Below are 14,699 nucleotides of genomic sequence, written 5' to 3' on the forward strand. Positions count from 1 at the left end.
GGACTGACGGCGCGGCCGGCAGCCCCCTGCTCGTCTGACTCGGGACTCACCATGCTTGGCACCATACTTCTTCGAGGACCTGTTCGAGCTTGGTGGCGTCGTCGTTGGCCACGATCGCGATGCTCGCGGCGCGCTCGGGCAGCCAGACGTTCATGGCCTTGTAGCCGGGGTTGTCGCCCGTGTGGTACACCGCCGGAGTCCCCGCGACGGTGCCCAGGAAGACGCCGTACCCGTAGCTTGCCGAGGTCATCCACCCGGTGTCGGGACCGTCCTGGGCGGGAACGTGAGCCTTGGTGAGCAGCGCGTGCGATGCCTCGGACAAGATCCGTCCTTTGTGGACGGCTTCGGTGCACCGGGCGAGGTCCGCGGCGGTGGACCACACGTCCCCGGTACCGGCCATCGCCGTGAAGTCGCCGGTGGGAACAGGTTTCCCGTCGTGGTGCCCGCGCACGGCGCCCGCGGGGATGCGACCCGCGACGGTGGAGGCCAGACCCAGCGGGCGGAGGATCTCCTCGTGAGGAATGCGGGGTACGGCCGGTCGGCGACCCGCTCGACGATGTGGCCCACCAGCAGGTAGCCGGGGCTGCTGTAGCGCCACTCGGTGCCCGGCTTGCTGTGCAAGGGTCCTTGCTGGATCAGGGTGACGCGTTCGTCGAGGCCCATGGGGGCGAACACGTCGTAGCCGGGGGCGTTGCCCCAGTGGCCGACTCCGGCGGTCTGCGTGAGCAGGTGGTGCAGCGTGACTTCGGCCCACTGCGCCGTGGTGTGGGGCAGCCACCGTGACACCGGTTCGTCCAGCGTGAGGGCGCCGCGTTCGGCGAGCAACAGCACGGCGACGGCGGCCAGCTGCTTGCCGACCGAGGCGATCGGGAAGCGGGCATTGGCGGGGCTGCTCGACGTCTCGAGCACGACCTCGCCGTCGACCATGACGACCGCGACGACCGCCGCTCCACGCAACGCCACGGGCCTAGAGCATGCGCACGACGGCGCCCGCGATCGCGAGCGCCGCGGCCAGCCCCAAGGCGATCGCCAGCCACTTCGGGCCGCCCTGCTGTTCGGCCGACGCGGGGCGCCCGGCCGGGCGCTTGGGCCGCTCGTCCTGGTTGTCGGTGCCGCCCTTCCACACCGTGTAGGCGCCGCCGGCGAGGAACCCGGCCAGCGCGAGCAGGCCGATGGCGATCACGTAGTTCACGGGTTCACCCTAGCCGTCGATCGGCGCGGCCCAGGCAGGCCGCCGGATCAAGCAGAACGGGTGGCCGGCCGGGTCGGCGTAGACGTGGCGGTCGGCGTCGAGCACGGTGGCGCCGAGGGCGAGCACCGCGGCGGCGGCCGCTTCGGGGTCCTCCACCATCACGTCCAGGTGGAACTGCTGGGACCGCATGGGATCGGGCCAGGCAGGCGGCTGATGCCCGGGTGCGAGCTGGAACGCGAGACCCGACGTCGTGTCGTTCGCCGACACCACCACCCAGTCGGGCGAGCGGTAGGTCACCGGCTGCCCGAGCAGTGCCGCGTAGAACTCCGCGAGGGCGGCCGGGTCGGGGCAGTCCAGCACCACGTGGTGCAGCCTGCCGATCATCAGTGGCCCCGGGCGAGCCACTCGTCGAGGTGGGGTGCTTCGGCGCCGATGGTCGTGTCGTCACCGTGTCCGGTGTGGACGGTCGTCGCGGGCGGCAGCGTGAGCAGGCGGTCCTTGATGGACTCGATGATCGTGCCGAAGTCGCTGTAGGACCGGCCCGTGGCGCCCGGGCCGCCCTGGAACAGGGTGTCGCCGCTGAAGACGACGCCCAGGTCCGGCGCGAACAGGCACACCGCACCGGGCGCGTGGCCCGGCGTGTGCAGGACCTGCACCGCCACCCCGCCGACCTCGATCACGTCGCCGTCGGCGAGCACACCGTGCGGCTCCACGTCGGGGTGGGCCATGCGCCACAGCACCAGATCATCGCGGTGGAGCAGGATCGGGGCGCCGACCAGCTCCGCCAGCGTCGGCGCGGCGTTGACGTGGTCGTCGTGCCCGTGGGTGCACGCGATCGCGACGACCCGCCGCCGGCCGACGGCCTCGGCGATGGCGGCCGCGTCGTGGGCGGCGTCGATCACCAGCACCTCGTCGTCGTCACCGACCAGCCAGACGTTGTTGTCCACGTCCCAGCTGCCACCGTCCAGGTGGAACTGCCCGGACGTGACGACCTTGTCCACCCGCACCGCGCCGGTCACAGCACTCCCTTGGTGGACGGCACCCCGCCCAGTCGCGGATCGGTTTCGACCGCCGCCCGCAGTGCGCGGGCCACAGCCTTGAACTGCGCCTCGGTGATGTGGTGCGGGTCGCGGCCGTGCACGACCCGCAGGTGCAGCGCGATCCGCGCGTGGAACGCCAGCGACTCGAACACGTGCCGGTTGAGCACCGTCGGGTAGTTGCCGCCGACCACGAAACCGGTCATGACCTCGGGTTCGCCGGTGTGCACGCAGTACGGCCGCCCGGACACGTCGATCGCGGCGTGCGCCAGCGTCTCGTCCATCGGGATCCACGCGTCGCCGAAGCGGCGGATGCCGTGCTTGTCGCCCAGCGCCTTCCCGATCGCCTCGCCCAGCACGATCGCCACGTCCTCGACCGTGTGGTGGGCGTCGATGTGCACGTCACCGGTGGCCCGCACACCCAGGTCGAACGCGCCGTGCACGCCGAACGCGGTCAGCATGTGGTCGTAGAACGGCACCCCGGTGTCGATCTCGACCTTGCCCGCGCCGTCGAGGTCGATCTCGACGGCGACCGAGGATTCCTTGGTGGTGCGCTCGACGCGACCGATCCGGTTCACGGGCTGATCTCCTTGGAAGCGGCGAGGAAGGCGTCGTTGTCGTCGGGTGTGCCGATGGCCACCCGCAGGTGCCCGGCGATGCCGACGTCCCGGACGAGCACCCCCTGGTCCAAATAGGACTGCCAGGCGGTCGCGGCGTCGGCGAACCGTCCGAAGAGGATGAAGTTCGCGTCGCTCGGCACGACCTCGAACCCCATGCCACGCAACGACTCCGCGACCCGCTCGCGTTCCGCCGCGAGCAGGTGGACCGACGACAACGTTTGCGTGGCGTGCTGCAACGCGGCCCGCGCGGCGGCCTGGGTCAACGTGGACAGGTGGTACGGCAACCGGACCAGCAGCAAGGCGTCCACGACGGCCGGCGCCGCGGCGAGGTAGCCCAGCCGCCCACCGGCGAACGCGAACGCCTTGCTCATCGTGCGCGACACGACCACCCGCGCCGGGAACTCGTCGATCAAGGCCACCGCGCTCGGCCGGCTGGAGAACTCGCCGTACGCCTCGTCGACCACGACGATCCCTGGTGCCGCGCGCACGAGCGTGCGCAGGTCGTCGAGCGCGATCGACTGGCCCGTCGGGTTGTTCGGGCTGGTCACGAAGACCACGTTCGGCTTGCGCGCGGCGAGCGTCGCGGCGGCCGCAGCGACGTCGAGGGAGAAGTCCGCGCGGCGTGGGGCGGGCACCCACTCGGTGCGCGTGCCGGCCGAGATGATCGGGTGCATCGAGTACGACGGCTCGAACCCGAGCGCCGTGCGGCCAGGACCGCCGAACGCCTGCAGGAGCTGCTGCAGGATCTCGTTGGATCCGTTGGCCGCCCACAGGTTCGCCGGGTCGAGCGCGACGCCGGTCTGCTGCGACAGGTAGGCGGCGAGGTCGGTGCGCAACGCGACCGCGTCCCGGTCCGGGTAGCGGTGCAGCGTCGCGGCCACGGCGTCGATCGCCCGGGTCAGGTCGGCGACGAGCTCGGGCGGCGGCGGGTACGGGTTTTCGTTGGTGTTGAGCCGGTACCGGACGTCCAACTGCGGCGCGCCGTACGGGGAGCGGCCCCGCAGGTCGTCGCGCAGCGGCAGGTCGTCGAGCCCGATCTCCGCGCCGGGCTTCACGACGGCTCCTGGAACCGGGCGAGCACAGCCTGGCCGTGCGCGGGCAGGTCCTCGGCGTTGGCCAGCGCGACGACCTTCGCCGACACGTCCTGCAACGCCTCCCGCGTGTAGTCGACGACCTGGACGCCACGCAGGAAGGTCTGCACCGACAGGCCCGACGAGTGCCGCGCACAGCCGACCGTGGGCAGCACGTGGTTCGAGCCCGCGCAGTAGTCCCCGAGCGAGACCGGCGCGTAGGGCCCGACGAAGATCGCGCCCGCGTTGCGCACGCGCAGGGCGACTTCGCGGGCGTTCTCGGTCTGCACCTCGAGGTGCTCGGCCGCGTAGGCGTCTACAACGGACAGACCGTCGTCGAGTGTGGACACCAGGACACAGCCGGACTGCTTGCCCCGCAAGGCCGTCGCCACCCGCTCGTGGTGCTTGGTCGCGGGCACCTGGCGGGCCAGCTCGGCGTCCACGGCGTCGGCCAGCTCAGGCGAGTCGGTGACGAGGACGCTTGCGGCCATGGGGTCGTGCTCGGCCTGGCTGATCAGGTCGGCCGCCACGTGCACCGGGTCGGCGGTGTGGTCGGCCAGGATCGCGATCTCGGTCGGCCCGGCCTCGGCGTCGATGCCGACGCTGCCGCGCACCATCCGCTTGGCCGCGGTGACGTAGATGTTGCCCGGCCCGGTGATCATGTCGACCGGGTCGAGTTCGGTGCCGTCGGTGTCGGTGCCGCCGTAGGTCATCAGGGCAACCGCTTGCGCGCCGCCCGCGGCCCACACCTCGGTCACGCCGAGCAGCGCCGCGGCGGCGAGGATCGTCGGGTGCGGCCGGCCGCCGTGCTCGGCCTGCGGCGGCGAGCAGACGACCAGCGAGCCGACGCCCGCGGTCTGCGCGGGCACCACGTTCATGATCACCGTGGACGGGTAGACGGCCAGGCCACCGGGTGCGTAGAGGCCGACGCGGGCGACCGGCAGCCAGCGTTGGGTGACGGTGCCGCCCGCCGCGATCTGCGTGGTGACCTCGGTGCGCTGCTGGTCGGCGTGCGCCATGCGGGTGCGGGCGATGGCCTCTTCGAGCGCCTCGCGCACAGCGGGGTCGAGCTTGTCGAGGGCGGCGGTCAGCTCGGCTTCGGGCACCCTGATCGCGTCCGGGCGCACCCGGTCGAACTGCTCGGCGAACTCCAGCACCGCTTCGACGCCGCGCTCGCGCACGGCCTCGACCACCGGCCGGACCCGATGCAGCGCGCCGTCCACGTCCAGTTCGGGGCGCGGCAGGGCCGCGCGCAACCGGGCAGGGCCGGGAACGGTGGAACGCAGGTCGGTCCGGGTGAGCATGCGTCAAGGGTAAGTGCTGGTCGCCGCGCCCGGCTTTGTGGTCACGGTGTCCAGATGGTGGAAAGGACGTCCGGCACGCTCACCGCCGGCCCAAGGCGACTACCACGGCCTCGCCCCGCCCGGGCCACGGCGACCACCACGGCCTCGGCCCGGCCGGGTCAAGGCGACCACCACGGCCTCGGCCCGGCCTGGTTCGAGGAGGTCGCTCGCGACCGGAGCGAGGCAGGCCATGAAGGGGCCGAGGCCCGCGCGAACAAAGAGAGCGCCATGACACAGCCCGCGCGAACGAAGAGAGCGCCATCAACGCGGCGTCCAGTGGGCCAGGTTCCACCACGGGCCCCAGGTGCCGTCGGCTTCGGAGCCGTCCGGCACCGGCCGGTAGCCGTTCCAGCTGCGTCTGATCACCGTGCAGTGGTCGGTGGAGGCGAGGACGACCATGCCCGGTGAGCTCACGTACGCGCGCTGCAACTGCCGGTACGCGGCCGATCGCTGCGCCGGGTCCGTCGCCGTCCGGCCCGTCTCCAGGGCCGCGTCCACGTCGTCGTTGGTGTAGTCGCCGGGCTTACCGGGCGAGTGCAGCAGCTGGTAGAGCATCAGATCGGGGTCGAACGGGCCGCCGATGCGCAGCAGCGACGGGCCCGCGCCGTTGTGCAGGGCAGCCGGGTCGATCGCGTTGCCGGTGACCGCGATGCCGACCTGCTTGGCGTCGGCGGCGAACTTGGTCACCAGCTTGGCCGCGACGTCGTCGCCGGACGCGTAACGCAAGGTGAAGGCCGCCCGCACGCCTCCCCTGGTCCGCACGCCGTCGCCCCCGGATCGCCAGCCGGCCTCCTCGAGCAGCTTGCGGGCCTGCGTCGGGTTGTGCTCGAAGGTGGCGCTGGGCTCGACGAACTCGGCGGTCGCGTCCGGCACCGGCGTGTACGCGGGCGCGCCGTGACCGCCCAGAACACCGGTGACCACGGCGGCGCGGTCGACGGTGAGGTTCAGGGCGCGGCGGATGGTCTGGTCGCCGGTGACGTCGTTCTTCGACGGCAGCACCACCGTGCTCAGGTCGCCGGTGTGCTGCTGGGTCATCACGTCGAAGGTGTTCGAGTCGGCGAACCGGGCGGCCTGGGTGCAGGGCAGCACCGTCGAGTCCACGGTGCCGTCGTTCACCCGCTCGAGCCGGGCGGCGTCGTCGCCGACGAACTCCATGGTCACCTTGGCGATCGACGGCCTGCCGCCGAAGTACTTCGGGTTGGCCGTCAGCACCAGCTGGCGGCCCTTGGTCCAGCTCGCCAGCCGGTAGGGCCCGGTTCCGGGCGGCGGCTCGGTGCGGCGGCCGCCGGTGACCGGCACGGGCGTCGTGAGCGACTGCGAGGGGACGATGCCGAGCGTGAGCAGCTGCGGGAACGGGCTGTAGGGCCGGGACAGGTCGAACCGGACGGTCGTCGAATCGACCTGGGTCACGGCGGTGAGCATGCTGAACCGGCCGCGCAACGGCGAGGCGTACGCGGGCGTGAGCACCGCGCGGTAGGTGGCGCTGACGTCGTCGGCGTCCAGCTTGGAGCCGTCGGAGAAGGTGACGCCGGTGCGGAGCTTGACCGTCCACGAGCGACCGTCGGCCGACGGTTCGGGCAGGTCGGTGGCCAGCAGCGGGTGCAACTGCATGTCGGGCTGGTACTCCAGCAGCCCGTCGTAGAGCTTGGCCGAGCCGTGCGGCGCGTAGCCGGCGAGCGGGTTGAGGCTGGCCGGCTCGGCGGACACGGCGATGACGATGGACGTACCGTCGAGATCACCGGACGCGGTCGGCGCCGGGTCGGCCGTGCAGCCCGCGAGCACGGCCACCGCACCAGCGGTGGCGGCGAGCGGGATCGCCCGCTGGATTCCTCGGCCCACGTCCGCGACCCTAGTGGGCGCGGTGGGTGGCGCGGTGCGGTTTTGAGCCAAGGAGGAACAAGGATGCGCGTGGCGCTGGCACAGATCACGTCGGGACCGGAGCCCAAGGCGAACCTCGACCTGGTCGCCGAGCGGACCCGGGAGGCGGCCGAGCAGGGCGCCGACGTGGTGGTGTTCCCCGAGGCCACGATGGCGTGCTTCGGCGTGCCGCTGGGGCCGGTGGCCGAGGAGCTGGACGGGCCGTGGGCCGGCGCCGTCGCCTCGATCGCCGCCGCGCACGACGTGGTCGTGGTGGCCGGCATGTTCCGGCCGAGCGACGACGGGCGCGTGTTCAACACCGTGCTGGTCACCGGCCGTGGCGAGCACCTGGGCTACGACAAGATCCACCTGTTCGACGCGTTCGGCTTCGCGGAATCGCGCACCGTGGCGCCGGGTGCCGCCCCGGTGACCGTCACCGTGGCCGGGGTCACCGTCGGTATCGCGACCTGTTACGACGTGCGGTTCCCGGAGCTGTTCCGGTTGCTGGCCGATCGCGGAGCTTCGGCCGTGCTGGTGCCGGCGTCGTGGGGCGCCGGGGAAGGCAAGCGGTCGCAGTGGGAGCTGCTGGTGCGGGCGCGCGCGCTGGACTGCACATCCTGGGTCTTCGCCTGCGGCCAGGCCGATCCGTTGGCCTCCGGTGGCTCGGCTCGCGGAACGGCGCCCACGGGCATCGGGTACAGCACCGTGGCCTCGCCGTTCGGCGAGATCGTCGCGCAGCTGGACGAGAAGCCCGGCTTGCTCGTGTCCGATGTGGACTTGGACGCCGTCGAGGCGGCCCGGACCGCGATCCCCGTGCTGGCCAACCGAAGGCTCTGACTGGACAAGAACTGGCCAGTTCCAGGAAACGTCGCGGCAGGTCCATTGTCTGACCGGGCGCCGGATCTAACTTCGGCCCATGCCAGCCATGAGCGCCGAGCCGCCGATCAAGTGCTTCATCAGCTATGCCCGCGCCGACGACACGGTGATGCGCTTCGTCGACCAGTTCGCGGCGCAGCTCGCCCACTTCGCGTTCGCCGACCGCAACCGGCAGGTCGAGCCTTTCATCGACCATGAATCGGTCGGCTGGGGCGAGGAGTGGACGCCGCGCATCCAGGCGAGCCTGGCGCAGGCGGCGGTGTTCATGCCCATCGTGACCAGGCAGTACTTCGACCGTCAGGCCTGTCGCGATGAACTGCTCACCTACCACAACGAGGCGAAAGGCCTCGGCGTGCAGTCGTTGGTGCTGCCCGTGGTCGTGCTCGGCCATTCGTACCTGACGGAGGAGAATGCCGATCCGGCAGCGCGGATCATCGCCGATCGGCAGTACCGGGACTTCCGCGAAGCCTGGATCGAAGGTCCGAACTCCCCGGTGTGGCGGCGCGAGCTGGTGCGGCTCGCGAACGACCTCGTCACCGTCGTCGAGAACGCGGAGCGGACCCTTGCGAGCATGCCGAACGGCACCGGGGCGGTCTGCCTGCCCGACGATCGCCCCGGATCCATCGAGCTGGGCGAGGCCACCGAGCGGATGGTGGCCGAGGCAGGGCCGATCGCCATGCGGATCAACGCCACGATGGAGCACCTCGGACAGGTGCTGACCGAACGCAGCGCGGGGTTGGCGCACCTCGAAGGCGATCAAGCCAGGCAAGCGATCCGGGACACTGCCGCGGCGATCGAGCCGCTTGGCCGGGAGTTCGAATCGGGGGCCGCCGAATTGCAGCAAGTGGTGTTCGAAACGGACGCCGTGTTCCGTGGCTATGTGGCCCATCTACTGGAAACCGGTACCGCCGCGGAGATCGAGGAGGCGCGGTCGAGCCTCGCCGAGGCACGCGGTGAGCTGGACTCGCTGCAGGAAGTGCAGGAAGCCGTCGCGCTCTTCCTCGAGCAGCTCCGGCCACTCGAGCTGGCCAGTGCGCCCATGCGCTTGGCGTTTCGGCCATTGCGGACCGGCGCCGGGTCGATCGCCACCGCGGTCGGTTTGATCCGGCGTTGGCCGGACATGCTCAGCGAGACGGCCGCTCCCGCGCGATGACCCGGGCGCCGTTGGACGGGATCAGGGTGATGTTGCGGGACTTCTGGCGTTCCATCTTGCCCGCGGGCGCCAGCTCGTAGCGCCGCAGCACGGCCTTCAGCACGGCGGCCGCCTCCTGCAGCGAGAAGCCCGCGCCGATGCAACGGCGGACACCGCCACCGAACGGGATCCAAGTGCCGCTTTCCGGACCCTTGCCGATGAAGCGCTCCGGACGGAACTCGCCGGGCTCGGGGTAGTGGGCCGGGTTCCGTTGCACGAGGCCGATGCACGGCGCGACGATCGTGCCCTTGGGCAGGTTGTAGCCGCCCAGGGAAACCGGTTCCTTGATGCGGCGGGCCACCGTGTAGATCACGGGGCGCAGGCGCATCGCCTCCTTGACCACCGCCGTGAGGTATTCGTCGTCGTCGGTGTCGGCGGCTTCGCGGGCCTTGCGCTGGATGGCCGGGTGGTGGGCCAGTTCCAGCAGCGACCAGGCCAACGCGGTCGCGGTCGTCTCGTGGCCAGCCAGCAACAACGTCATCATGTGGTCGCGCAGCTCGGCGTCGGGCACGTCGGGGTCCGCGGTGATCAGCTGGGACAGCACGTCGGTGCGGGAAGCCAGGTCCGGCTCCGTGCGCCGCTGGGCGATCTCGGCGTAGAGCAACTCGTTCACCGCGTCCAGGGCCTCGCGGTTGCGCCGCCATGGCCAGTGCCGCTCGAGCTTGGGATACGTCCAGCCCATCACCGCGATCGGGCCGATCGAGACGACGCGGCGCAGCGCCGGTCGCAGCTTGCGCAGCCGGTCACCCTCGGCCATGCCGAAGACGACTCGCAGGATGATCTCCAGCGTCACGCCGTTCATCAGCGGGTGCGTGGCGAACGCGCGCCCGGTCGGGAAGCGCTCGACAGCCTGCTCGGCCAGCTCGGTCATCATGCCCTGGTAGCCGCGCAGCGCAGCGCCGTTGAACGCGGGCATCAGCTGCTTGCGGGCCCGCAGGTGCGGCTCGTCGTCCATGGTCAGCACCGAGTTCGGGCCCATGATCGGCGCGAGGATGTCGTTGCCCTCACCCGCGTGGAACACCGACGGCTTGCCCGCGAACACCTCCTTGATCAGCTCTTGCGAGCCGACGAGGACGGCGGTGCGGCCCAGCGCGATGCGGACGGTGATCATGTCGCCGTAGCGGCGCTGCCAGCGCGGTGCGAGGAACTGGCGCGCGGTCATGAACAGCACCGTCATCAGCGGGCGGGGGCCGCGCGGGCCCGGCGGGAACGAGCTGTCCTCGGTGAGTTGCGGTGCCTGGTTCAGGTTCAGCGTGGCCATGCGTCCTCCCTACCGAGTTTTATACGCGCGTATAGATCCGTGGGCAACTACTGTGAGCGGATGGGCCACCGGGACCAGCTGCTCGACGCGGCGCGCAAACTCTTGCAGGACAAGGGGTACGCGCACATCACGGCGCGCGACCTGGTCGCCGAGTCCGGCACCAACCTCGCCTCGATCGGCTACCACTTCGGATCCAAGGCCGGGCTGCTCAACGCGGCGCTCGGCAGCGTGTTCGAGGAGTGGACCACCGAACTGGTGAAGGTCGCGATGACCGCCGAGCACGAGACACCGGTCGAGCGGTGCCTGCGGGCGTGGTCGGTGATGCTGGAACAGTTGCCCGGGCAGCGGTCGATGCTGCTGTCGTTCGTCGAAGCGCTCGCGCAGGCCGACCGGGACCCGGAACTGCGCACGCAGTTGGCCGAGATCCAGCGCGCGACGCGGGACCGGGTCAGCGCGGTCGTCGCCGAGTCACTCGGGTCGTCGCCGGACGACCCGGCGTGCCGCGCGTTGGCGAGCTTCATCATGGCGGTCTGCGACGGGCTGGCGACGCAGTGGCTGGTCAACCCGTCGGAGTCGCCGACGGGCGAGGACCTGCGGGCCGGGTTGAGCTCCATGTGGCGGTGAACAGCGCGACCGGTAACGGGAGCCGATCCGGCCGCGACTGGTGACTCGTGACGAAAGAGGAGCGCCGGGAGCGTCGACGGCAGTGGCTCCGCAGTGGCGGCTGGTACTTCGTGGTGACCGCGGCGAGCGCGGGCATCTTGGCGTGGGCGCCGTTCGTGCACGCGGGCGGGCGGCTCGGCTGGTCGCGGCCGGTCGCGCGCAACGCGGTGGTGTTCGCCGCGGCCGGGGCGGTCATCTGCGTGTTGATCTCGCTGGCTCCCACCGGCCCGGATGGGCGGCCGGCGACTGGGGCCGGTCAGGTGATCAGTTCGATCGGTGTAGGGCTGGCCATGGTCGCGATCGCGGTCGCGTGCCTGCTGCAGGCGCCGTTGCGGCGACGGGTCTTCTTCGGCGAGCAGCCGAAGCCCGCTGGACCGCCGGTCGATCCGGCGGTCGCCGCGGTCCTGGCCGCGCGAAAGCGACGCGAGGAAGCCCGCGAGCTGGTGCGCACCGACCCGATGATGGCCCGCGAACTGCACATAGGCCGCCCCGACCGCAACGGCACCTACGACGACGGCGGGCTGGTCGACCTCGCCAGTGCCCCGGCGCCAGTGATCGCGACGGTGTGCGAGATCGACGAGGCGGTCGCGCAGTCTATTGTGGACATGCGAGAGCGCGGGCCGGGTCTGCACACAGTGGACGACGTGTTCTCGCTGACCGACGCCCCGCTCGCCGCGTGGGATCGCATCCGCGACCGCGCGGTGGTCATCCCTGGCTGAGGCGGGGAGTTCGCGCGGCTTTCTGTTTTGGAGCTATTAGGGGCGGCTGCCGCGGGTGTTCGCCGCCGGACGGTTGGGTTGGTCTCGGGGTTGGGGCGGCGAACACCCTTGCCCACGGGGCCGGCGGTTTGCGCTGCGTGGGTGGCCGAGGTGAATGGTTGCGTCGCGTTGTTCCCTGCCGTTTGTTGGGTGGTCCCGGCAGTGGCTGGGCTGCGTGGAAGATGGAATATTCCGTCGATTGTTCCCCCGTTCGTGTTAGACCATTTGTTCGAATGGCGTGGTATGATCGGGGGTATGGAGCTGGGGGGGCTTAACTCGACTGTCGCGCAGATGCGGCAACTGGAGTTGAAGCTGCTCGACGACATTTCCCAGATCGAGTGGAAAGAGTCCGGGTATCCCCAATTGTGGCGGTTCCTGCAGGATGTTCTGCACGTGACCGCCCTCGAAGCGAAACGTCTCGAACACCACGTCGAGTTGTTGTGCCCGAAGGTGGGAATCACCGGACAGGTGATCCCGCCACGGCTACCGGCCGCCCGAGCGGCGATGGCGGCCGGGAAGATCTCCGGTGCGCATGTGGACAAGATCGCCACCACGGTGAAGAGCGTGCCGGTCGAGCACGCCGAGCAAGTCGAGGCAGACATGACCGGGCTGGCGCGGAAGTTCAACCCGACCCAGCTCATCCGCCTGGGCGAGCGCATCGTCGAGGCCCTGAACCCCGACGGTCGCAAACCCATCGACCCCACTGTGGTGGACGCGCAGAACACGCTGGACCTGTACGAACACCGCGACGGGTCGCTGTCAGGCCAGTTCCGGCTCGGCGGGGAAGACGCCAGCGTGCTCCGCAGCCTGCTGTCCCCGCTGGCCAAGCCCCAGCCCCAGGACGACCGGACGCTGAGCGAGCGGCAGGGTGACGCGCTGGCCGAGATCATCGGGTTCGCCGCCGACTCCGGCCAAGCCCCGGCAGAGGGTGGCGAACGTCCGCACATCGCGGTGACGGTCTCCTTGGAGACCCTGCAGACCCGGATCGGCCAGGCGATGCTGGACGATGCCCGCACGCTGACTCCGGAGCAGGCCCGCCGGGTCGCGTGCGAGGGGAAAATCATCCCGGTTGTCCTCGGCGGCAAATCCCAGCCGTTGGATATCGGGGAAACCCGCCGCCTGGCCGATAAACGATTGCGTCGAGCCCTCGCCATCCGAGACGGGGGCTGCGCTGCACCGGGTTGTGCGCGAACACCGCATCAATGTCACGCCCACCACATCAAACATTGGGCAGACGGCGGACTAACCACGCTGGATAATCTGGTATTGGTGTGCCCGTATCACCATCGGCTGATCCATCACACCGAATGGACGGTGCACATGGATAACGGGCTGCCGGTATTCACGCCACCGCCCTGGTTGCAACGCACTGCGTAAATTCCTGTAACTCAGCCACCGCCGGGACCACCCGGCAACCGCAGGGCGCCCTCGCAACGCAACCCCTCAACCCGGCCACCCACGCCACGCAACCACCGGCCACCGGTGGCAAGGGTGTTCGCCGCTCCCCGCCCCGAGGCCAAACCAGCCACCGGCGGCGAACACCCGCGGCAGCCCACCCACACGAGAGCAACCGAAACGACCAGCCAACCAACATCAGTCACCCAGTCCCAGCCACCACCCACGACAAGCAACCCTCACCCCGAGAGCAACCACCTACGAAAACCCAGCCACCGCCCAGCATCGCCCCCGACGACCGCATGCCCGTAACCCAGCCCTCCCCATCGGGACCACCCGGCACCCGCCGGCCACCCTCCCAGCGCAACCCCTCAACCGGGCCACCCACGCCACGCAACCACCGACACCGTTGGCAAGGGTGTTCGCCGCCACCAACCCCCGAGGCCAAACCAGCCACCGGCGGCGAACACCCGCGGCAGCAACACCCACACGAGAGCAACCGCCAACGACCACTCGACCCCAATCAGCCACCACCCACTCCCAGTCGAGAGCCAATCAGCGCAAGTCCATCCCCAAGTCCAAAACAGGCGACGAGTGTGTCAAAGCGCCCACAGACAGGTAATCCACCCCAGTACCCGCATAGGCCGCCGCCACGTCCAAGGTCAGCCCGCCAGAGGCCTCCAACCGCGTCTTCGCGGACCCGCGGCGCCGAACCGCCTCCGCGCATTGCGCGGGCGTGAAGTTGTCCAGCAGGATCTCCTCGGCCCCCGCGGCCAACGCCTCGTCGAACTGCTCCAGGGTGTCCACTTCGACCTCGCACGCCAGCTCCGGCGCCCGAGCCCGTGCCGCCGCCAGCGCCGCCGTGACCGAACCAGCAGCGGCCACGTGGTTGTCCTTGATCAGCACGGCATCGCCCAGGCCCATGCGGTGGTTGACGCCACCGCCGCAGCGCACGGCGTACTTCTCCAGCTGGCGCAGCCCGGGCAGGGTCTTGCGTGAATCCCTGATGGCACAGGACGTTCCCGCTACGGCCTGCACCCAGGCCGCGGTCGCGGTCGCCACGCCGGACAGGTGGCACAGCAGGTTCAACGCCGTGCGCTCGGCGGTCAGCAACCCGCGCGTCGGACCACGCAGCACCAGGACCGGTTGGCCGGCCGGGACGGCGGTGCCGTCGGTGACCCGCTCCATCACCTCGTAGCCGTGCTCGCCGAGCACCACGTCGATCACCGCGAGAGCGACCGGCACACCGGCCACCACGCCGTCCTTGCGAGGCGTGATCTCGGCCAGCGCCACGGCATCCGCGGGCACCGTTGCCTCGGTCGTGGCGTCCGGGCCATAGCGCAGGTCCTCGTCCAGCGCGGTCCGCACGACGCGGTGGACGTCCTCGCAGTCGAGTTTCGCCGCGTCCAGGGCGATCCGCGCCCGCGCCGACAGG

14 protein-coding genes and 1 pseudogene are annotated in these 14,699 nt (G+C 70.7%); 5 read left to right on the plus strand and 10 right to left on the minus strand.

Annotation, left to right across the window (positions count from 1 at the left end):
* Positions 1-46 precede the first annotated feature (46 nt).
* The 8 genes and pseudogenes from EV186_RS40805 to EV186_RS17540 form a co-directional block, all read right to left on the minus strand.
* A pseudogene (locus EV186_RS40805) lies at positions 47-927 on the minus strand (serine hydrolase domain-containing protein).
* A gap of 40 nt (positions 928-967) precedes the next feature.
* On the minus strand, positions 968-1,192 hold the full coding sequence (locus EV186_RS17510) for a hypothetical protein (protein ID WP_133850410.1): 225 nt from the start codon (positions 1,190-1,192) through the stop codon (positions 968-970).
* Positions 1,193-1,201: 9 nt separating this feature from the next.
* Positions 1,202-1,576 (minus strand): VOC family protein, encoded by a 375-nt coding sequence (locus EV186_RS17515; protein ID WP_133850411.1) that lies wholly within the window; start codon positions 1,574-1,576, stop codon positions 1,202-1,204.
* Positions 1,576-2,211, minus strand: coding sequence for an MBL fold metallo-hydrolase (locus EV186_RS17520; protein WP_133850412.1), 636 nt, complete (start codon positions 2,209-2,211; stop codon positions 1,576-1,578). Before EV186_RS17520 ends, EV186_RS17515 begins: the two co-directional genes overlap by 1 nt.
* Positions 2,208-2,807 (minus strand): imidazoleglycerol-phosphate dehydratase HisB, encoded by a 600-nt coding sequence (gene hisB / locus EV186_RS17525; RefSeq protein WP_133850413.1) that lies wholly within the window; start codon positions 2,805-2,807, stop codon positions 2,208-2,210. Before hisB ends, EV186_RS17520 begins: the two co-directional genes overlap by 4 nt.
* Complete coding sequence (locus tag EV186_RS17530) at positions 2,804-3,904, minus strand: histidinol-phosphate transaminase (RefSeq protein WP_133850414.1); 1,101 nt, start codon at positions 3,902-3,904, stop codon at positions 2,804-2,806. The genes hisB and EV186_RS17530 overlap by 4 nt, the downstream gene beginning before the upstream one ends.
* The gene (gene hisD, locus EV186_RS17535; protein ID WP_133850415.1) at positions 3,901-5,223 is read right to left on the minus strand and encodes a histidinol dehydrogenase; all 1,323 of its coding nucleotides are present in this window, start codon (positions 5,221-5,223) and stop codon (positions 3,901-3,903) included. The genes EV186_RS17530 and hisD overlap by 4 nt, the downstream gene beginning before the upstream one ends.
* A 300-nt stretch (positions 5,224-5,523) precedes the next feature.
* The gene (locus tag EV186_RS17540; protein WP_133850416.1) at positions 5,524-7,101 is read right to left on the minus strand and encodes an ABC transporter substrate-binding protein; all 1,578 of its coding nucleotides are present in this window, start codon (positions 7,099-7,101) and stop codon (positions 5,524-5,526) included.
* Positions 7,102-7,164: 63 nt separating this feature from the next.
* Here EV186_RS17540 and EV186_RS17545 point away from each other — a divergent pair, with 63 nt between their 5' ends.
* Positions 7,165-7,956: a carbon-nitrogen hydrolase family protein gene (locus EV186_RS17545; RefSeq protein WP_133850417.1), complete on the plus strand. Its 792-nt coding sequence runs from the start codon at positions 7,165-7,167 to the stop codon at positions 7,954-7,956.
* Between the two features lie 88 nt (positions 7,957-8,044).
* A complete protein-coding gene (locus tag EV186_RS17550) occupies positions 8,045-9,148 on the plus strand; it encodes a toll/interleukin-1 receptor domain-containing protein (protein ID WP_166659223.1) in 1,104 nt (367 codons plus the stop codon).
* On the opposite strand, the gene EV186_RS17555 is transcribed toward EV186_RS17550, so the two are convergent.
* The gene (locus tag EV186_RS17555) at positions 9,120-10,448 is read right to left on the minus strand and encodes a cytochrome P450 (RefSeq protein ID WP_133850419.1); all 1,329 of its coding nucleotides are present in this window, start codon (positions 10,446-10,448) and stop codon (positions 9,120-9,122) included. The genes EV186_RS17550 and EV186_RS17555 overlap by 29 nt on opposite strands.
* A gap of 60 nt (positions 10,449-10,508) precedes the next feature.
* On the opposite strand from EV186_RS17555, the gene EV186_RS17560 reads away from it, so the two are divergent.
* From EV186_RS17560 to EV186_RS17570, 3 genes are all read left to right on the plus strand, one after another.
* Entirely contained in the window at positions 10,509-11,072 is a 564-nt protein-coding gene (locus EV186_RS17560) for a TetR/AcrR family transcriptional regulator (protein ID WP_133850420.1), read from the plus strand.
* 47 nt (positions 11,073-11,119) lie between these two features.
* Positions 11,120-11,830, plus strand: a complete 711-nt coding sequence (locus tag EV186_RS17565; RefSeq protein ID WP_133850421.1) for a ComEA family DNA-binding protein — start codon at positions 11,120-11,122, stop codon at positions 11,828-11,830.
* Positions 11,831-11,971: 141 nt separating this feature from the next.
* On the plus strand, positions 11,972-13,246 hold the full coding sequence (locus EV186_RS17570; RefSeq protein ID WP_133850422.1) for an HNH endonuclease signature motif containing protein: 1,275 nt from the start codon (positions 11,972-11,974) through the stop codon (positions 13,244-13,246).
* Positions 13,247-13,819: 573 nt separating this feature from the next.
* Here EV186_RS17570 and nadC read toward each other — a convergent pair.
* Positions 13,820-14,698 carry a carboxylating nicotinate-nucleotide diphosphorylase gene (gene nadC, locus EV186_RS17575; protein ID WP_208115731.1) on the minus strand — a complete coding sequence of 293 codons (879 nt, stop codon included), beginning with the start codon at positions 14,696-14,698 and terminating at the stop codon, positions 13,820-13,822.
* Position 14,699: the final 1 nt, after the last annotated feature.

It is taken from the genome of Labedaea rhizosphaerae, from assembly GCF_004362825.1.
Lineage (GTDB): Bacteria > Actinomycetota > Actinomycetes > Mycobacteriales > Pseudonocardiaceae > Labedaea > Labedaea rhizosphaerae.

Bases quoted from the DNA above. Each gene is read 5' to 3' on its own strand.
- EV186_RS17515 (WP_133850411.1), bottom strand. From the start codon at position 1,576: ATGATCGGCAGGCTGCACCACGTGGTGCTGGACTGCCCCGACCCGGCC.
- hisD (WP_133850415.1), bottom strand. From the start codon at position 5,223: ATGCTCACCCGGACCGACCTGCGTTCCACCGTTCCCGGCCCTGCCCGG.
- EV186_RS17545 (WP_133850417.1), top strand. From the start codon at position 7,165: ATGCGCGTGGCGCTGGCACAGATCACGTCGGGACCGGAGCCCAAGGCG.
- EV186_RS17550 (WP_166659223.1), top strand. From the start codon at position 8,045: ATGAGCGCCGAGCCGCCGATCAAGTGCTTCATCAGCTATGCCCGCGCC.
- EV186_RS17555 (WP_133850419.1), bottom strand. From the start codon at position 10,448: ATGGCCACGCTGAACCTGAACCAGGCACCGCAACTCACCGAGGACAGC.
- EV186_RS17560 (WP_133850420.1), top strand. From the start codon at position 10,509: ATGGGCCACCGGGACCAGCTGCTCGACGCGGCGCGCAAACTCTTGCAG.